Genomic DNA, 15,170 nt, shown 5'->3' with positions numbered 1-15,170 from the left:
CAGCGAGGTGGCATTATAGAGATTGCGATCACATTGGCAAGCCCTTTTTCTCGTTTTTTTTGATTTTTTTATCGTTTGGGTGTTTTTTATTCTAAAAGGCGAGTTTTCACTACTATTCTACCTCCATACATCCTGTAATCGCCCTGAATAAGGAAAAAAGATGAGCTCAATGAGAAGCTACAAAGGTATAAAGCCTGAACTTGGTGAGCGTGTTTACGTTGACCCAACCTCTGTTTTAGTCGGTGATATCCGAATTGGCGATGATTCTAGCATTTGGCCACTGGTAGCAGCGCGAGGTGATGTAAACCACATTCACATTGGTGATCGAACGAATATTCAAGATGGCAGTGTTTTGCATGTCACCCATAAGAACGCCGAAAACCCAAACGGCTACCCATTGATTATTGGTAATGACGTTACGATTGGCCACAAAGTGATGCTGCACGGTTGTGAGATCCACGATCGTGTTTTGGTTGGTATGGGAGCTATTGTTTTAGATGCTGTTGTAATTGAGTCAGAGGTGATGATCGGAGCAGGCAGTTTAGTGCCACCTGGGAAAGTATTAGAAAGTGGCTACTTATATGTTGGAAGCCCAGTAAAACAAGCTCGCCCTCTATCAGAAAAAGAACGAGCTTTCTTGCAAAAGTCTGCCAACAACTATGTGCAGAACAAAAACGACTACTTAAATGAAGTAAAAGACTTGAACTAAAACCCTGTTAACCGATGATGATATGGCCTTCTTCGTTGAAGGCTTCATCTTCTATTAGCTCTTCAGCCATTTCTTCTAGGTCGAATCGGTAATCAGTAAACACTTTAATTGCCGCTTGCTCAGTTTCAATCAGTGAACCACTGAGCTTTTCTAACTTTTGTTTCGTCACAAAGCACTCTATTAGTGCGCCTGATTGTTGCGCCGAAAAGTTTACCGATTGTGATACTTCATCCCATGATTGAATATCTGGGAATAAGATGGATTGATTCATCGCTTATTGACCTTCAAGATTCTTTCTTAGTTCTCTGAGAATTTGTTTGGCACCAGGACGTAAGCCACGCCAGAGCATAAAGCTTTCCGCAGCCTGCCCAACTAACATTCCAAGACCGTCATACGCATGAGCGGCACCATTCTCTTTTGCCCATAAGTTAAAGCTCGTCACCCCTTTGCCATAAATCATGTCATAGCTTGTACTGTTAGCGGCAAAGATGGAGGATGAAATAGTCGGCAGTTCACCACTAAGAGAAGCGGATGTGGAGTTAATGATGACATCATACTCTTCATCAATACTTGCTATCTCTTTGGCGAGGATAGGACCGTGAGAGACAAACAGCTCTGCAAGCTCCTGTGCTTTACTAAAGGTACGGTTGGTAATGGTTAAAGAGGTCGGCTTTTGATCAAGTAGTGGCTTAATAACACCACGAGCTGCACCACCAGCGCCAATAATTAGGATTCGCGCGCCTTCCAATACAACCTGATGCTGAAGCAGATCTTGCACTAAACCTGCACCATCAGTGTTGTCACCGATGATTTCACCATCGTCTAACTTCTTGAGGGTATTTACCGCGCCTGCTAACTGAGCCCGTTCTGTCAATCGACTAGCAAATTGATAAGCATCTTCTTTAAATGGCATAGTGATGTTACACCCCTTGCCACCTTCAGCAAAAAACACCTTCGCCGCGTCAATAAAACCATCAACAGGTGCACTTTCTGCGGTGTACACCAAAGATTGATTAGTTTGACGAGCAAACAAGGTGTGAATGAATGGCGACTTACTGTGTCCGATAGGATTACCAAACACGGCATAGCGATCGATTTGCTGGGTCATTTCCTTACCTTTGTTCCTTACTTAGATATAGAGAAAACAGGGCCACCTGATTACAGATGACCCTATCACTATCTATCTATATAGAAAAGGAGATTCCGTGCTTACCACTCTCGTGGCGTTAGGTATCGCTCGTAAAGTTCAGCTTCTGGCGATCCCGCTTCTGGCTCGTAGCAGTACTCCCAGCGAGCGAGCGGCGGCATTGACATCAGAATCGACTCAGTACGCCCACCACTTTGTAAACCAAATAAGGTACCACGGTCATACACTAAGTTGAACTCTACGTAACGGCCGCGACGATATAGTTGGAATTCACGCTCACGCTCACCATACTCGATCTCTTTACGACGAGAAACGATCGGCAAGTAAGCCTGGCAATAGCCTTCACCGACTGCTTTGATGTAAGCAAAACACTTATCAAATTCCCACTGGTTTAGATCATCAAAGAACAAACCGCCAACGCCGCGAGTTTCATTACGATGTGGTAGGAAGAAGTATTTGTCACACCATGCTTTATGCTCTTGGTAAACATCGTCACCAAATGGCGCACAAAGCAGTTTTGCAGTGTCGTGCCATGATTGGCAATCTTCTTCAAATGGATAGAACGGCGTTAGGTCAAAACCACCACCAAACCACCAAATTGGGTCTTCGCCATCTTTTTCTGCAATAAAGAATCGGACATTGGCGTGTGAAGTCGGTACGTAAGGGTTTTTAGGGTGAATAACCAAAGAAACACCCATCGCTTCAAAACGACGACCCGCTAGCTCTGGGCGATGCGCTGTCGCAGATGCTGGCATTTCTTTCCCTTCCACATGCGAGAAGTTCACGCCTCCCTGCTCGAAAACAAGGCCATCACGCAAAACACGTGAGCGACCACCGCCCCCCAGACGCTCTCCTTTTTCACGTTGCCATGCATCTTCGACAAAGACGGCCTTTCCATCTTCTTGTTCTAACTGCTGACAAATGAAGTCCTGAAGTGACATCAAGAACTGCTTTACGGCGTGCTTATCGATCGCTGACATACGTTATTACCTATTACGTGAAACCTAATGATGGCTGGCTAGCAGGGTTAACCCTGTCTTAATATTTGTGAAGTTTTGGCGTCACGAATCTCGCTGGGTTTATCACGACCGCTGGTCTCGCCACGAAGAATGGCGACCAGCTTATCACCCAACTGCTCTTCGACTTCTTCCGTGGTCATACACGGTGGTAAGCCGGAAAGATTCGCGCTGGTAGAGGTTAACGGCTTTCCGAATGCATTACACATTTTTTGCACCAAAGGATGATCAGTCACACGAACCGCAATTGAATCAAACTGCCCTGAAACCCAGTTGGATACTTTATCGCTCGCTGGCATGATCCAAGTGTATGGGCCTGGCCAAGTGGCATGAACAGTCTGTAATTGTTCTTCAGTCAACTGAGATTCATCAATATAAGGCAAGAGCTGATCATAACTTGCCGCGATGAGAATCAGCCCTTTTTCTACCGGACGCTGCTTGAGCTCTAATAGCTTTTGAATTGCTTCTGGGTTATCTGGATCACATCCGACACCAAAAACCCCTTCTGTTGGATAGGCAATCACTTCGCCTTGCTTGAGTGCGTTGAGCACTTGTTCAAAGTTATCCACCGATTACTTCCTATTTGTTTGACTGTGTTGTTTTCACTAAGTGTACAAATATTCATTCTCAGACACTAAAGCAATTTTTTTATAAAATGTATCAATAGCGCCAACAACAAGACGCAAACGTTTGCTTGAGATAAAAATCCCCGTATAATGCGCACAAATTTATAGCTCACCTAATTTTTGCAGCTTAAAGGAGTTTGAGATGAAAGTCGGTATCATCATGGGTTCTAAATCCGATTGGCCAACCATGAAACTAGCAGCGGACATGCTAGATCAATTTGGCGTGCCTTACGAAACAAAAGTCGTGTCAGCACACCGAACTCCTCAATTACTGGCTGACTACGCTAGTGGCGCAAAAGAACGCGGCATCAAAGTTATCATCGCAGGCGCAGGTGGTGCAGCCCACCTACCAGGTATGGCGGCGGCGTTTACTAGTTTGCCAGTGCTTGGGGTTCCCGTTCAGTCTCGTGCACTGAAAGGTATGGATTCACTGCTTTCTATTGTACAGATGCCAAAGGGAATTGCGGTTGGTACATTGGCGATTGGCGAAGCGGGCGCAGCAAACGCCGGTATCCTAGCTGCGCAAATCCTAGGCACTCATGATGAAAACATCATGGCGAAGGTAGAAGCATTCCGTAATGAGCAAACGGAAACAGTTCTCGCAAATCCAAACCCTGCAGAGGATTAATCAGATGCATGTACTGGTTCTTGGTGCGGGTCAGTTGGCTCGTATGATGTCTCTGGCTGGTGCGCCACTGAATATTCAAATTTCAGCTTACGATGTCAGCAGCGGTGATGTCGTTCACCCTTTAACTCAACAGGTACTTGGCCATGGCTTGGAAAATGCGATTACGCAAGTTGATGTGATTACTGCCGAGTTCGAGCATATTCCACATGACGTGCTCAAGGTTTGCGAAGCGAGCGGCAAGTTCCTACCAAGTACGCAAGCCATCAAAGCAGGTGGTGATCGCCGTATTGAAAAAGCACTGCTTGATGATGCCGGCGTGCGCAACGCGAAATACTACGTCATTGAAACTCGTGAAGACTTTGACCGCGCAATTGAACACGTTGGTATGCCAATGGTTCTGAAAAGTGCATTAGGTGGTTACGATGGTAAAGGCCAATGGCGCTTAAAAGAAGCTTCTCAAGTCGACGACATTTGGACTGAGATGTCGGAGTGCATCGCGGCAACACCAACTCAAGCGATTGTTGCTGAAGAGTTTGTTCCTTTTAACCGCGAAGTATCACTGGTTGGTGCTCGAAGCAAAGATGGCAGTGTGGAAGTGTATCCTCTGGCAGAGAACGTCCACACCAACGGTGTATTGAGTCTTTCTACTGCGATTGATGCGCCAGGGTTACAGGAACAAGCAAAGCAAATGTTCACGGCAGTCGCAGATAGCCTAGATTACGTTGGCGTATTAGCGCTTGAGTTCTTTGATGTCGATGGGGCACTTTTAGTGAATGAGATTGCTCCACGCGTGCACAACTCTGGTCACTGGACACAGCAAGGTGCAGAAACGTGTCAGTTTGAAAACCATCTGCGCGCAGTGTGCGGCTTACCATTAGGTAGTACGAAATTGGTTCGTGAAACCTCAATGATTAATATTCTTGGTGAAGACACACTACCAGAAGCATTGTTATCAATGGATGGTTGCCACATTCATTGGTATGGCAAAGAGAAACGTGCAGGTCGCAAGATGGGACATATCAACGTGTGTGGCGACTACCCAGGAGAATTGCACCGTAGGTTGTGCGCTCTGGCAGACATCTTAGACCCAATAGCTTTCCCAGCCGTGCAAGCGTTCGCTAAACAGCCTCAACACTAACGTTTGGCAGCAAAAAAACAAAAAAGGGTCGCACGATGCGACCCTTTTCAATTCCTTTGATTCATTTACCCTTGCTGGGTGTGCTGACACTTACGATTAGCACATTGCAATTTCACACCACTGGCAAGTTTCTTCTCCACCAACAGAGTAAAACCACACTCTTCGCATCGCCCCTTGACCGGAGCAAGGTTCACAGCAAATTTGCATTTAGGGTAGTTATCACACGCGTAGAATGTTTTGCCAAATCGGGTTTTACGCTCAACCAAATGTCCTTTGCTACATTCAGGACACGCTTGATGCTCTTGCGACTGTTTTTCTGGCTCTGGTTGATTAATCGACTCAATATGATGGCACGCCGGATAGTTACTGCAACCAACAAACATGCCGTAGCGCCCTTGGCGGAGTACCAACTCATTGCCACACTCAGGACAAGGCACACCCAACTCTTTCACGATGTGTCCATCATTGTTGTGCAGGGCTTTGATGTAATCACAGCTTGGGTAGTGGCTACAGCCGAGAAATGGGCCATGTTTTCCGTGCTTGAGAGCTAGCTCACCACCACATTTTGGACACGGCTCGTGCTCCAAAGCGTGTTCATGGGCAGAGAAAAGGGTGTTGTCGATTTTACTACTCATACTTACCGTTTCGTGAAAAACACACAAAAAGACAAGCTCGCGTTTATTCTAGTTAAACTCGAACTTGCCCAGATGGTTAGTGAAGAATCCCTTGTTCCTTGGTGTACAACAGCTCTTCCATTAGCGTGTAAGCGTTTTCGTTGCCAGGCACATTAAACAGCACCATCAGAATGATCCATTTGAGGTCTTCAAGCTCAAACTCACTCGTTTCTAATCCCATCACTCGGTCAATCACCATTTCGCGAGTTTCTGTGGTTAACACATTGATTTGCTCGAGAAACAATAGAAATCCTCGGCATTCCAAATCTAAACGCTGCATCTCTTTCGCTGTGTAGATACGAGTTGATGACGAAGCCATGCAAGTCGAGATTGCAGAAGAGGTGTCACTTTGCTGCAATGCGGCAAGCTCTTCTAACCAGACAAGGGCTTTGTAGATATCTTTTTGTTGGAAGCCTGCACGGAGCAATTCTTCTTCCAACTCGTCTTGTTCGACCTGTAACTCTGCATCGCTATGGATGTAGGTTTCGAATAGATACATCAGTATATCCATCATCATAGCTAGCCCCTCCCCTTTCGAATATAGCCACCTGAAACCGCAACGACATGCCCAGAGAGTTCTAACTCTAAGAGCTGCATCATGACTTCTTGGACAGGTATATTGGTCCTGTTTGCAAGAATATCAACCGGTGTAGCTTCACTTCCTACGTTAGCTAACAGCTGAGGAAATGGCAATTCTTCTTCATCATTTAACGTAGAAAATAAATCGGTACTCTGATTAATAGACCAATCAAGCAAGGACTGTATTTCATCTAAGACATCTTTCGTCTTTTCTACGAGGCAAGCGCCATGACGTATCAACTGGTTTCCACCGCAGGCATTGGGGGCATTGATTGACGCTGGCAGCGCAAATACTTCTCGACCTTGCTCAAGCGCGTAACGAGCTGTAATTAACGAGCCGCTCTTTTTCGCCGCCTCGACGACCAGTACACCAAGCGATAATCCACTAATAATACGATTACGACGCGGGAAGTTTTCTGGGCGCGGCTTGGCATTAGGCCGAAACTCAGACACCAAAGCCCCGTGTTCAATAACACGTTGCGCTAAACTACGATGACGTGCTGGATAAATATTTGCTAAACCAGATCCTAGCACCGCAATCGTCTTACCACCCGCTTGCAACGCACCATCATGCGCATGACCATCAATGCCTAAAGCGAGACCACTGGTGACAATAAAATCGTGCTGAACAAACTCTGCAGCAAACTGACGTGCATGCTGTAATCCATCAATACTCGCATTTCGACTGCCAACCATCGCGATTTGTGGCTGAGAGAGACAAGTAGGGTTTCCTTGAACAAAAAGTAGAGGTGGCGGTGCAACGATTTGTTTGAGTTGAGGTGGATAACGCGGGTCAGTCAGTGTCAGGATATGATGATTTGTAGAAGCCTCAAGCCAGCTTAAACAAGCATCGACTTCTTTATCTGTTGAAGCCCAAGCTTGAATTTGCTTAGTTGTTAACCCAAGTTGTTGTAGCTGTTCGGGAGAGAAGTTTACGATGTTACGTGGCGTGTCTCTTGCCAGTAGCTTATTCATTTTGACGCCGCCAATGCCTGGTAAACAACTCAGTTTTAACCAGGCAGCGAGATCATCGTTATTTCGTCGATTCATCGATGGTTAATTCGTCCGCCAACGGTGACACCACCGAAATATCTTGGTTAATGGGCTTCGTACTGTTAGTGATCAGTGCCAAGCTAAAGTACTCATAAGGACGAATGACCAGCAACTCACCAACTTTGCTTTGAGGCAAGGTGATTTTCTGATCAAGCACGCCAAACTCTTTCTTGAACTCATCGCCGTCTTTGTAAACTGGGTGCGCGTCTTCTTTTAAATCAAACACACTGCCTTGCTTCAGATTGTCTGACGTGCCTTTATCAATCACCACGACTTGGTTAGTTGAACTAAAGCGAATACCTTCGATATTGCCTAGTAACTTTGCAGAACTGCCTTGTGGCGACGGCAGCGGATAGAACGTAGTCGTGAAGTCAGTATTCTCAACCGATTGATTTGGCAACGCGATATCGTTACGTAGGATTTCTTGCATTTGCGATGTAAGCTTCAAACCTGAATAATCACTCGAAGCTTCAACGAGCTCGCCTTTGGCAATCAAACGCAGCGCGGTAATCTCTTCGGACACATCGCCACGCGAAAAGGTAGCTACTGGTCGGTAAATAGCCCAACCTGTCGCGGTCTGATTGCCATTGATATACAGCACATCTTCTGCAGTCAGATACTTACTGCCTTTGCTGCTACCCATCACTTTTGCTGCTCTGTTCAACGAATCTTTATCTAGCAACCGATCCGATTTAAGGTAAGGCATCACCAAACCTTCCGCGACCGTTGGTACGGCTTTCTTTTCTGTGATGCGAGCTTTCGGGCTAAGCTTCTTAACCGGTTTTAGGCTCAACACGGGCTGACCGTTAATCCACACCAAAGACAGCTTATCTCCGGGATAAATTAAATGAGGGTTATCGATTTCCGGGTTTACTTGCCATAAACGAGGCCACAACCACGGGCTATCTAAGTACATGGCCGAAATATCCCATAGCGTATCGCCCTTCACGACTACATACGTTTGTGGCGCATCATCTTTAACAGTCAGTGGGTTCGCATCCACATTTGCTACAGCGTTGAAAGAGAAAAGTAACGGCAACGTAACACTGGCAACGTTGCGGAAAATTCGATTCATGACCCTCGTCCTTGGTCTATTAAGCAGGAACCAGAATGGAAATTGGTGCAAGGATGCTGTCATTTAGGCTATAAAATGTCTAGAATTGAGCCAACAAGGTTTGTGCTGTTTCGGCACAGTTCAATATTTCGAGTGAATATGTCTGTATTACAAGTATTAACATTCCCGGATGATCGCCTGCGCACAGTCGCAAAGCCTGTTGAAGCGGTGACCCCTGAGATTCAAAAAATCGTCGATGACATGATTGAAACCATGTACGACGAAGAAGGTATTGGCCTTGCTGCAACGCAGGTTGATATCCACAAACGTATCGTAGTGATTGATATTTCAGAAACTCGCGATGAGCCGATGGTGCTAATCAACCCTGAGATTCTGGAAAAGCGTGGCGAAGATGGCATCGAAGAAGGCTGTCTGTCGGTACCAGGTGCGCGCGCACTTGTGCCTCGCGCTGCAGAAGTTACCGTAAAAGCACTGGATCGTGATGGCAAAGAGTTCACCTTTGAAGCCGACGACCTGCTAGCGATTTGTGTTCAACACGAGCTTGATCACTTACAAGGTAAGCTGTTCGTGGATTACCTATCGCCACTGAAACGCAAACGCATTCAGGACAAGCTAGCGAAAATCAAACGCTTTAACGAGAAGCAGCAAAACGCTTAATCTCGAACCATACCAATTAGAAGGAAGTCTACCTTGAGTCAGTCTTTACGAATTGTCTTTGCAGGTACTCCGGATTTCGCCGCCCGTCACTTGGCGGCGTTGTTGTCTTCGGAGCATGAAGTCATCGCGGTTTACACAAACCCAGATCGTCCAGCGGGTCGTGGCAAAAAATTGGCTGCGCCACCGGTAAAACAACTGGCGCTAGAACACAATATCCCGGTTTACCAACCTGAAAGCTTTAAGTCCGACGAAGCGAAACAAGAACTTGCCGATCTGAACGCCGACCTCATGGTTGTCGTGGCGTACGGTATGCTGCTGCCACAAGCGGTTCTTGATACCCCTAAACTGGGTTGTATCAACGTACATGGTTCTATCCTACCTCGTTGGCGTGGTGCGGCTCCAATCCAACGCTCTATTTGGGCGGGCGATGCAGAAACTGGCGTGACCATCATGCAGATGGACATCGGTCTCGACACTGGTGATATGCTGAAGATTGCAACTCTGCCAATCGAAGCGACAGATACCAGCGCTTCAATGTACGAAAAATTGGCTGAGCTTGGTCCAGAAGCCCTGATTGACTGCCTAGTAGACATTGCTGCGGGTAAAGCAGTGCCAGTGAAGCAAGACGATGAGCTAGCGAACTATGCGAAAAAGCTCAGCAAAGAAGAAGCACGCATCAACTGGAACGACGATGCGGCGCACATTGAGCGCTGCGTTCGTGCATTTAACCCATGGCCAATGAGCCACTTTGAGGCGGCAGAAAACAGCATCAAAGTATGGCAAAGCCGTGTGGCAGAGCAAACCAGTGATAAGCCAGCCGGCACCATCGTACAAGCAGATAAAACCGGTATTTATGTTGCGACAGGCAACGGCGTACTGGTGCTAGAGCAACTGCAAGTTCCTGGCAAAAAAGCCATGTCAGTTCAGGATATTCTGAATTCGCGTGCGGCTTGGTTTGAAGTTGGCACTCTGCTGGTTTAAGCCATACTAGGGGTTATTATCCCCGATTATACGAACTTTTAGAGGGCAGAGATGCCCTCCTTTACTTTAAGGTACTCATCATGAATGTTCGCGCTGCGGCTGCTAACGTCCTGTATCTTGTCGTCGACAAGGGCCACTCACTTTCAAGCGCTCTTCCAGCGGCTCAACAAACGGTACGACCTCGTGACCACGCTCTGTTACAAGAGATCTGTTACGGTGCGCTACGTTACCTACCTCGCCTAGAAATGATCGCAAACCAATTGATGGATAAGCCGCTAAAAGGCAAACAACGTGTATTCCATCACCTAATTCTGGTTGGTATTTACCAACTGAGCTTCATGCGCATTCCTGCGCACGCAGCTGTCGGTGAAACGGTTGAAGGCACTAAAGAGCTGAAAGGTCCTCGTCTGCGTGGTTTGATTAACGCGGTATTGCGTAACTACCAGCGCAACCAAGAAGAACTCGACCAAATGGCCGTCAGCAACAACGCTGGCAAGTACGGTCACCCAAGCTGGTTACTAAAACTGCTGCAAGAGGCCTACCCACAGCAATGGGAAAGCATTGTTGAAGCGAACAACCAAAAAGCACCAATGTGGCTGCGTGTGAACCATCAACACCACACTCGTGATGAATACCTTGCGCTGCTCAAAAATGAAAACATTGATAGCACGCCACACACAGAAGCAATGGACGCCATAAAATTGGCCGCACCATGTGACGTGATGAAGCTACCTGGTTTTGAAAAAGGTTGGGTTTCGGTCCAAGATGCGGCGGCGCAGCTCTCGATCAACTATCTAAAACCACAAGACGGCGAACTGATTTTAGATTGCTGTGCAGCGCCAGGTGGCAAGACGGCGCACATTCTAGAGCGCACGTCAGGCAGTGAAGTGGTCGCGATTGACTGCGACGACACACGCTTGAAACGTGTGCATGAAAACCTGAAGCGTCTCAACCTTCAGGCAAAAGTGGTTTGCGGTGATGCGCGTAATCCACAAGAATGGTGGCAAGGCGAGCAATTTGATCGCATTTTGCTGGATGCCCCATGTTCTGCGACTGGCGTGATTCGTCGTCACCCAGACATCAAATGGCTACGTCGTGCAGACGACATCACCGCATTAGCAGAGCTGCAAAGTGAAATTTTTGATGCCATGTGGACGCAACTGAAGCCCGGCGGCACCATGGTTTACGCGACTTGTTCAATCACACCGCAAGAAAACGTGGAGCAAGTAAAAGCGTTTTTAGCACGTACCGCGGATGCGCAACTGCTGGATTCTGATCCCGACCAGCCTGGTCGTCAAATTCTACCAGGCGAAGAAGATATGGATGGTTTCTACTACGCAGTGCTAACTAAAACACACGCGTAACAGCATGCTAAATAGGGCGATTGAAGTGATTTCAATCGCCTTTTTCAGATACGAGAAAAGAGTATGAAGATCATTATTCTTGGTGCAGGTCAGGTTGGCGGCACACTGGCAGAAAACCTAGTGGGTGAAAACAACGACATCACCATCGTCGACAATAATGCCGACCGACTGCGTGAATTGCAGGACAAATACGACCTACGTGTGGTCAATGGCCATGCGAGCCATCCAGACGTGCTACACGAAGCTGGCGCGCAAGACGCCGATATGCTCGTCGCAGTAACCAACACTGATGAAACCAACATGGCCGCCTGTCAGGTCGCGTTCACTCTATTCAATACCCCAAACCGCGTTGCGCGTATTCGCTCTCCAGAATATCTAGCCGAAAAAGAAGCCCTGTTTAAATCTGGTGCTATTCCTGTTGATCACCTTATCGCACCAGAAGAACTCGTTACGAGCTACATCGAACGTCTGATCCAATACCCAGGCGCGCTGCAAGTGGTGAGCTTTGCTGAACAGAAAGTCAGCCTAGTGGCGGTGAAAGCCTACTATGGTGGCCCGTTGGTGGGTAATGCGCTATCTGCTTTGCGTGAGCACATGCCGCACATTGATACCCGTGTGGCAGCTATTTTCCGCCAGGGTCGCCCGATTCGCCCACAAGGCACCACGATTATTGAAGCCGACGATGAAGTGTTCTTCGTTGCAGCAAGTAATCATATTCGCTCAGTGATGAGTGAGCTTCAGCGCCTAGAAAAACCGTACCGCCGCATCATGATTGTTGGCGGGGGTAACATCGGCGCAAGCTTGGCAAAACGCCTAGAGCAAACTTACAGCGTGAAGCTGATTGAGCGTAACTACCAGCGTGCAGAAAAGCTCTCTGAGCAACTAGAAAACACCATCGTGTTCTGCGGTGATGCGGCAGACCAAGAGCTTCTCTCGGAAGAGAACATCGACCAAGTCGACGTCTTCATCGCGCTGACCAACGAAGATGAAACCAACATCATGTCTGCAATGTTGGCAAAACGCATGGGCGCTAAAAAAGTGATGGTGCTGATCCAACGTGGCGCTTATGTAGACCTGGTACAAGGCGGCGTAATTGATGTAGCAATCTCACCTCAGCAAGCCACTATTTCAGCCTTGCTAACGCACGTTCGTCGCGCTGATATCGTAAACGTATCCTCACTTCGCCGCGGCGCTGCGGAAGCGATTGAAGCCGTCGCTCACGGTGATGAAAGTACATCTAAAGTGGTTGGACGTGCGATTGGAGATATAAAGCTTCCACCTGGGACCACCATTGGTGCTATCGTTCGTGGCGAAGAAGTTCTTATTGCCCACGACCGTACGGTCATCGAGCAGGATGATCATGTGGTGATGTTCCTGGTCAACAAAAAATACGTATCAGACGTCGAAGCGCTATTCCAACCGAGTCCATTTTTCCTCTAGGATTTTCCTATGGTCAACTTACGTCCCGTACTGTTTGTTATCGGGCTGGTTTTATCCAAACTGGCCCTGTTTATGTACGTGCCGACTTTGGTCGCTTTCTTTACCGGTACGGGGGGATTCCTCGATTTCGCCCAAGCCGTTGTGATCACGCACCTTGCCGCCTTCATCTGCCTAACGATAGGTCGAACCGCCAAGTTCAAACTCAGCGTACGCGATATGTTCCTCATCACCAGTTTGGTTTGGACCATCGCGAGTGCGTTTGCCGCCTTGCCATTTGTGTTTATCAACCACATCAGCTTCACCGACGCCTACTTCGAAACGATGTCGGGTATCACCACTACGGGCTCAACGGTGCTCAGTGGCCTAGACAACATGGCGCCGAGCATCTTGCTGTGGCGCTCTATTTTACAGTGGCTTGGTGGCATTGGTTTTATCGTGATGGCGGTAGCAGTGTTACCTATGCTGAATGTCGGTGGTATGAAGCTATTCCAAACCGAATCATCAGATTGGTCGGATAAAAGTAGTCCAAGAGCGAAAACGGTCGCCAAAAACATCGTAGCGGTTTATTTAATGCTAACGGGCTTATGTATTTTGGGCTACTTGGTCACTGGCATGAACCTGTTCGAAGCAATCAACCATGCCTTTACTACGCTATCGACGGGTGGATACTCTACATCTGATGGGTCAATGAACCACTTCTCTAATGGCGCACACTGGGTGGCCACTACCTTTATGTTCTTAGGTGGTTTGCCGTTTTTGCTCTTTATCGCCGCGTTACGTAAACGCCGTATTGATGTGTTGGTTAACGACGCTCAAGTTAGAGGATTTGCGTACCTGTTCGTATTCTCAAGCTTAGTGATTTCAGCTTGGTTAGTGATTCGAGATGGGTACACCATTTTGGATGCCCTGCGAGTGTCGATGTTTAATATTGTCTCTGTCGTCACCACAACTGGCTTTGGCTTAGAAGACTTCACCGCATGGGGCGCATTACCCACTACTCTTTTCGCATTCTTAATGATGGCGGGAGCATGCTCAGGATCAACGTCTGGCGGGATCAAAATCTTCCGCTTCCAAATTGCGATGACGCTGCTAAACAAACAAATGATGAAGTTGATTCACCCTTCAGGGGTGTTTGTACAGCGTTATAACCAGCGACCGGTGAATGATGATATTGTTCGCTCAGTGGTGGCATTTGGCTTGATGTTTTTTATCACCATTATCTTTATCGCGGGTTGTTTAAGTGCTCTTGGCCTCGACCCTGTGACCAGTATTTCTGGCTCAATCACCGCCGTTGCCAATGTTGGCCCTGGTATGGGCAGTGTGATTGGCCCGACAGGCAACTTCGCGCCTCTGCCCGATACTGCCAAATGGCTCTTAAGCTTTGGGATGTTAATGGGCCGCTTGGAAATTCTGACTATTCTTGTACTGTTCTTTCCTGCGTTTTGGCGCCGCTAAGCAGACTCTAATTAAAAGGTATAACAATGAAAACATGGATTACTCTGGCGACCCTACTTGCCGCCTCATCCACATACGCCGCCGAGGTCATCACTTTAGCCGATGGTCGAGAAGTGAAGTTGAACGATGACTTTACCTGGGAATACGTCATGAAAAAACCGGCGCAGCAAGCGACGGAGACACAAACAACAGCAAGCGTAGTTGAAACAATCGCAGCTCCTGCGATTGCGACAATTCCAGTGGTAACGAAAACCGTTGGCACGACCGTGGTGGTAAACGCCAAAAAGCCAACCATGCAGCTATCAGATTCAGGTGTGGATATATTGATTGGTTCAGCAAGCTATCAAAGCGGTGAGCTTATTTTGCCTACATCAATCACTAACCAAAGCTCTCAATCTGTCATTCAAGTGGAAGTTGAGGTGCAAGTGTTTGATATGTCTGGTCAGCAACTGGCAAAAGAAAACGTGACGGTTTGGCAATCCATCAAGCGCATGGCGGATACCTACCTGCGACCACAGCAAGCGGAACAAGGTAAGAGCATTAAATTGGCTGTACCGCAATCACAGCAATACCAGTTTTCTGCCAAAGTGCTAGAGGTAAAAACTCGCTAATACGTGTTTAATATTCT

At 47.5% G+C, this 15,170-nt stretch carries 17 protein-coding genes; 9 read left to right on the top strand and 8 right to left on the bottom strand.

The window, feature by feature from the left end:
• Positions 1-160: 160 nt before the first annotated feature.
• Entirely contained in the window at positions 161-709 is a 549-nt protein-coding gene (locus R7F64_RS21485) for a gamma carbonic anhydrase family protein (RefSeq protein WP_005379096.1), read from the top strand.
• A gap of 7 nt (positions 710-716) precedes the next feature.
• Here R7F64_RS21485 and R7F64_RS21480 read toward each other — a convergent pair whose 3' ends face one another.
• The 4 genes from R7F64_RS21480 to R7F64_RS21465 all read right to left on the bottom strand — a co-directional run bounded on the left by R7F64_RS21480 (position 717) and on the right by R7F64_RS21465 (position 3,441).
• Entirely contained in the window at positions 717-980 is a 264-nt protein-coding gene (locus tag R7F64_RS21480; RefSeq protein WP_005379090.1) for a DUF1488 domain-containing protein, read from the bottom strand.
• 3 nt (positions 981-983) lie between these two features.
• Positions 984-1,817 carry a shikimate dehydrogenase gene (aroE, locus tag R7F64_RS21475; RefSeq protein ID WP_005379088.1) on the bottom strand — a complete coding sequence of 278 codons (834 nt, stop codon included), beginning with the start codon at positions 1,815-1,817 and terminating at the stop codon, positions 984-986.
• Between the two features lie 101 nt (positions 1,818-1,918).
• Complete coding sequence (gene hemF, locus R7F64_RS21470; RefSeq protein ID WP_213962118.1) at positions 1,919-2,836, bottom strand: oxygen-dependent coproporphyrinogen oxidase; 918 nt, start codon at positions 2,834-2,836, stop codon at positions 1,919-1,921.
• A gap of 47 nt (positions 2,837-2,883) precedes the next feature.
• Positions 2,884-3,441, bottom strand: a complete 558-nt coding sequence (locus R7F64_RS21465; protein WP_005379084.1) for an L-threonylcarbamoyladenylate synthase — start codon at positions 3,439-3,441, stop codon at positions 2,884-2,886.
• 199 nt (positions 3,442-3,640) lie between these two features.
• Here R7F64_RS21465 and purE point away from each other — a divergent pair, with 199 nt between their 5' ends.
• Complete coding sequence (gene purE, locus R7F64_RS21460) at positions 3,641-4,126, top strand: 5-(carboxyamino)imidazole ribonucleotide mutase (protein WP_005379082.1); 486 nt, start codon at positions 3,641-3,643, stop codon at positions 4,124-4,126.
• Between the two features lie 4 nt (positions 4,127-4,130).
• Positions 4,131-5,264 carry a 5-(carboxyamino)imidazole ribonucleotide synthase gene (locus R7F64_RS21455; RefSeq protein ID WP_104979869.1) on the top strand — a complete coding sequence of 378 codons (1,134 nt, stop codon included), beginning with the start codon at positions 4,131-4,133 and terminating at the stop codon, positions 5,262-5,264.
• A gap of 65 nt (positions 5,265-5,329) precedes the next feature.
• On the opposite strand, the gene R7F64_RS21450 is transcribed toward R7F64_RS21455, so the two are convergent.
• From R7F64_RS21450 to R7F64_RS21435, 4 genes are all read right to left on the bottom strand, one after another.
• Positions 5,330-5,899 carry a type I DNA topoisomerase gene (locus R7F64_RS21450; RefSeq protein ID WP_318072070.1) on the bottom strand — a complete coding sequence of 190 codons (570 nt, stop codon included), beginning with the start codon at positions 5,897-5,899 and terminating at the stop codon, positions 5,330-5,332.
• Between the two features lie 76 nt (positions 5,900-5,975).
• Positions 5,976-6,455, bottom strand: coding sequence for a DUF494 family protein (locus R7F64_RS21445; RefSeq protein WP_005379074.1), 480 nt, complete (start codon positions 6,453-6,455; stop codon positions 5,976-5,978).
• A gap of 2 nt (positions 6,456-6,457) precedes the next feature.
• Complete coding sequence (gene dprA / locus R7F64_RS21440; protein ID WP_017821579.1) at positions 6,458-7,567, bottom strand: DNA-processing protein DprA; 1,110 nt, start codon at positions 7,565-7,567, stop codon at positions 6,458-6,460.
• A complete protein-coding gene (locus R7F64_RS21435; protein ID WP_318072069.1) occupies positions 7,551-8,645 on the bottom strand; it encodes a LysM peptidoglycan-binding domain-containing protein in 1,095 nt (364 codons plus the stop codon). Before R7F64_RS21435 ends, dprA begins: the two co-directional genes overlap by 17 nt.
• Positions 8,646-8,783: 138 nt before the next feature.
• Here R7F64_RS21435 and def point away from each other — a divergent pair, with 138 nt between their 5' ends.
• The 6 genes from def (at position 8,784) to R7F64_RS21405 (ending at position 15,153) form a co-directional block, all read left to right on the top strand.
• Complete coding sequence (gene def, locus R7F64_RS21430; protein ID WP_005379068.1) at positions 8,784-9,302, top strand: peptide deformylase; 519 nt, start codon at positions 8,784-8,786, stop codon at positions 9,300-9,302.
• Between the two features lie 33 nt (positions 9,303-9,335).
• Positions 9,336-10,283 carry a methionyl-tRNA formyltransferase gene (fmt, locus tag R7F64_RS21425; protein WP_005379066.1) on the top strand — a complete coding sequence of 316 codons (948 nt, stop codon included), beginning with the start codon at positions 9,336-9,338 and terminating at the stop codon, positions 10,281-10,283.
• Positions 10,284-10,363: 80 nt separating this feature from the next.
• The gene (gene rsmB, locus R7F64_RS21420) at positions 10,364-11,647 is read left to right on the top strand and encodes a 16S rRNA (cytosine(967)-C(5))-methyltransferase RsmB (RefSeq protein WP_017821576.1); all 1,284 of its coding nucleotides are present in this window, start codon (positions 10,364-10,366) and stop codon (positions 11,645-11,647) included.
• A gap of 63 nt (positions 11,648-11,710) precedes the next feature.
• Positions 11,711-13,087, top strand: a complete 1,377-nt coding sequence (gene trkA / locus R7F64_RS21415) for a Trk system potassium transporter TrkA (RefSeq protein ID WP_005379062.1) — start codon at positions 11,711-11,713, stop codon at positions 13,085-13,087.
• A gap of 9 nt (positions 13,088-13,096) precedes the next feature.
• A complete protein-coding gene (locus tag R7F64_RS21410) occupies positions 13,097-14,542 on the top strand; it encodes a TrkH family potassium uptake protein (RefSeq protein ID WP_005386656.1) in 1,446 nt (481 codons plus the stop codon).
• Positions 14,543-14,568: 26 nt separating this feature from the next.
• Positions 14,569-15,153 (top strand): DUF3157 family protein, encoded by a 585-nt coding sequence (locus R7F64_RS21405; RefSeq protein ID WP_169629131.1) that lies wholly within the window; start codon positions 14,569-14,571, stop codon positions 15,151-15,153.
• Positions 15,154-15,170 lie beyond the last annotated feature (17 nt).

Origin of the sequence: Vibrio sp. Vb1980 (genome assembly GCF_033338615.1) — a bacterium.
GTDB lineage: Bacteria > Pseudomonadota > Gammaproteobacteria > Enterobacterales > Vibrionaceae > Vibrio > Vibrio alginolyticus.
This window is presented reverse-complemented; position numbering and strand designations above follow the sequence as displayed.

Coding starts and splice junctions, on each gene's coding strand:
- R7F64_RS21485 (WP_005379096.1), top strand. CDS start 161: ATGAGCTCAATGAGAAGCTACAAAGGTATAAAGCCTGAACTTGGTGAG.
- R7F64_RS21480 (WP_005379090.1), bottom strand. CDS start 980: ATGAATCAATCCATCTTATTCCCAGATATTCAATCATGGGATGAAGTA.
- aroE (WP_005379088.1), bottom strand. CDS start 1,817: ATGACCCAGCAAATCGATCGCTATGCCGTGTTTGGTAATCCTATCGGA.
- hemF (WP_213962118.1), bottom strand. CDS start 2,836: ATGTCAGCGATCGATAAGCACGCCGTAAAGCAGTTCTTGATGTCACTT.
- purE (WP_005379082.1), top strand. CDS start 3,641: ATGAAAGTCGGTATCATCATGGGTTCTAAATCCGATTGGCCAACCATG.
- R7F64_RS21455 (WP_104979869.1), top strand. CDS start 4,131: ATGCATGTACTGGTTCTTGGTGCGGGTCAGTTGGCTCGTATGATGTCT.
- R7F64_RS21450 (WP_318072070.1), bottom strand. CDS start 5,899: ATGAGTAGTAAAATCGACAACACCCTTTTCTCTGCCCATGAACACGCT.
- R7F64_RS21445 (WP_005379074.1), bottom strand. CDS start 6,455: ATGATGATGGATATACTGATGTATCTATTCGAAACCTACATCCATAGC.
- dprA (WP_017821579.1), bottom strand. CDS start 7,567: ATGAATCGACGAAATAACGATGATCTCGCTGCCTGGTTAAAACTGAGT.
- R7F64_RS21435 (WP_318072069.1), bottom strand. CDS start 8,645: ATGAATCGAATTTTCCGCAACGTTGCCAGTGTTACGTTGCCGTTACTT.
- def (WP_005379068.1), top strand. CDS start 8,784: ATGTCTGTATTACAAGTATTAACATTCCCGGATGATCGCCTGCGCACA.
- rsmB (WP_017821576.1), top strand. CDS start 10,364: ATGAATGTTCGCGCTGCGGCTGCTAACGTCCTGTATCTTGTCGTCGAC.
- trkA (WP_005379062.1), top strand. CDS start 11,711: ATGAAGATCATTATTCTTGGTGCAGGTCAGGTTGGCGGCACACTGGCA.
- R7F64_RS21410 (WP_005386656.1), top strand. CDS start 13,097: ATGGTCAACTTACGTCCCGTACTGTTTGTTATCGGGCTGGTTTTATCC.
- R7F64_RS21405 (WP_169629131.1), top strand. CDS start 14,569: ATGAAAACATGGATTACTCTGGCGACCCTACTTGCCGCCTCATCCACA.